Here is a 1,923-nt window from a genome sequence, read left to right on the forward strand (position 1 = left end):
CAGCGCCCGCCGCCGATACCGCCGCGCCCGCCGCGGTCGCCAGCTGCAGCGCCGCCGCGTGGAGCAGCAGCGCCGTCTACGTGGGCGGCAGCCTGGTGACCCACGCAGGCGCCTCGTGGCGCGCCAAGTGGTGGACGCAGGGTGAGACGCCCGGCACCACCGGCGAGTGGGGCGTCTGGGAGCGCACCGGTACCTGCGACGGCGGCGAGCCGCCGGTCGACCCGCCGGGCGCCGAGGACTTCCCGGTCAGCCAGGCCCAGTTCAACTCGTTCTTCCCCAACCGGAACTCGTTCTACACCTACGCCGGGCTCGTCGACGCCCTCAGCGCGTACCCCGGGTTCGCCAACAGCGGCAGCGAGACCGTGCAGAAGCGGGAGGCGGCGGCGTTCCTGGCCAACGTCTCGCACGAGACCGGTGGGCTCGTCCACATCGTCGAGCAGAACACGGCCAACTACCCGCACTACTGCGACACGTCCCAGCCGTACGGCTGCCCGGCCGGCAACGACCAGTACTACGGTCGTGGGCCCGTCCAGCTCAGCTGGAACTTCAACTACAAGGCCGCCGGCGACGCGCTGGGCATCGACCTGCTGAACAACCCGAGCCTGGTCTCGACCAACTCGGCGATCGCGTGGAAGACCGGCCTCTGGTACTGGAACACCCAGAACGGTCCGGGCACCATGACGCCGCACAACGCGATCGTCAACGGCGCCGGGTTCGGCGAGACGATCCGCAGCATCAACGGCTCGATCGAGTGCAACGGCGGCAACCCGGCACAGGTCCAGAGCCGCGTGGACACCTACCTGCGCTTCACGAGCGCCCTCGGCGTGGACCCGGGCGGCAACCTCTACTGCTGACGCGTACCCCGGGCCTCCGCCCGGGCGTCGACCACAGCGGTTGCTGCCAGGAGCGCGTCCGTCCTGGCAGCAACAGCTGTGGTCGACGAAGAGATCGGGCGAGGAGAGCGCGGCGACTAGGTTCATCCAAGAGTGAGAAGGAAGCCACCAAATGGCCTCGCCCGGGCGACACCCTAGACGTCAGGCGGGCACGAGGTCGAGCAGGTTCTGCGGCGTCACGACGCGGGAACCCTGCGGCAGGTTCTCCGGGGCGCCGAACCCGAGGTACGTCACCGGCCCCGCATCCCGCGGAACCGAGTGGTGCACCTTCACGCCGTCGGCCTGGAGCAGATCCACCAGGTGACGCACCGTGAGGTACCGCCGGGCCGCGATGTCACGCACGAGGGTCGTGGTGGTCACGCGGTGCCCCTCGACGGTGTTGAAGCTCGACCTGCCCCGCAGGTTCAGGTGCAGCCAGATCGCCTCCCAGCCGTCGTCGCCACGCAGGAATGCCAGTGGCACCGAGACCCGCCCGGAGCCGGCCAGGTCGGACCGCATGCGCACCGTCGCCGGTTCGAACGGCAGCCCGGCCTGCGCGACGTCGCGGGTCATGAACCCGAAGAAACCCTCGGCTACCTGGTCGAATCCCTCGCCGGAGTAGACGTGCACCTCGGGAACGACGACGTCCCGCCGGATCCCGGACAGCCTGACGTCCACGAACTCGGTGGCGCCGTCCGGGGCCTCGGTGAGGTCGCCGGAGTGCACGAAGCCCCCGCCGCGCAGCCGCGTCCACGAGACGTGCTCGGCGTCGGCGAAGTCGCGGTCCAGCAGCAGGCACGAGAGATCGAGATCCGTGTCCGCGCTCCGCTGCCGCCAGTGCACGAAGAACCGGAGCAGCTCGCCGGTCACGCGGGTACGCGACCCGCGGGGCAGCACCCCGGCGCCGTCGGGCCTGGCCCGCGCTGACAACGGCAGGGCCACGTCCAGGAAGGCGGGCTCGACCACCAGCTCGTCCGGCCGGGGGACCCGGCGCAGCACCTCGGCGTCGCAGGCCCCGGCAAGGGCGGTCAGCGCGGCGGCCGGGACCGGC

1 protein-coding gene and 1 pseudogene are annotated in these 1,923 nt (G+C 71.3%); one reads left to right on the forward strand and one right to left on the reverse strand.

The annotated features are described in order from the left end of the window. On the forward strand, nt 1-854 hold an 854-nt coding region (locus PROKR_RS15130; RefSeq protein ID WP_245605840.1), incomplete at its 5' end, for a glycoside hydrolase family 19 protein. A 180-nt stretch (nt 855-1,034) separates the two neighbouring features. On the opposite strand, the pseudogene PROKR_RS15135 reads toward PROKR_RS15130, so the two are convergent. Beyond that, nucleotides 1,035-1,923: pseudogene (locus PROKR_RS15135) on the reverse strand (hypothetical protein); the annotation flags it as partial.

Source organism: Promicromonospora kroppenstedtii DSM 19349, assembly GCF_000515355.1.
In the GTDB taxonomy this organism is placed as follows: Bacteria; Actinomycetota; Actinomycetes; order Actinomycetales; family Cellulomonadaceae; genus Promicromonospora; species Promicromonospora kroppenstedtii.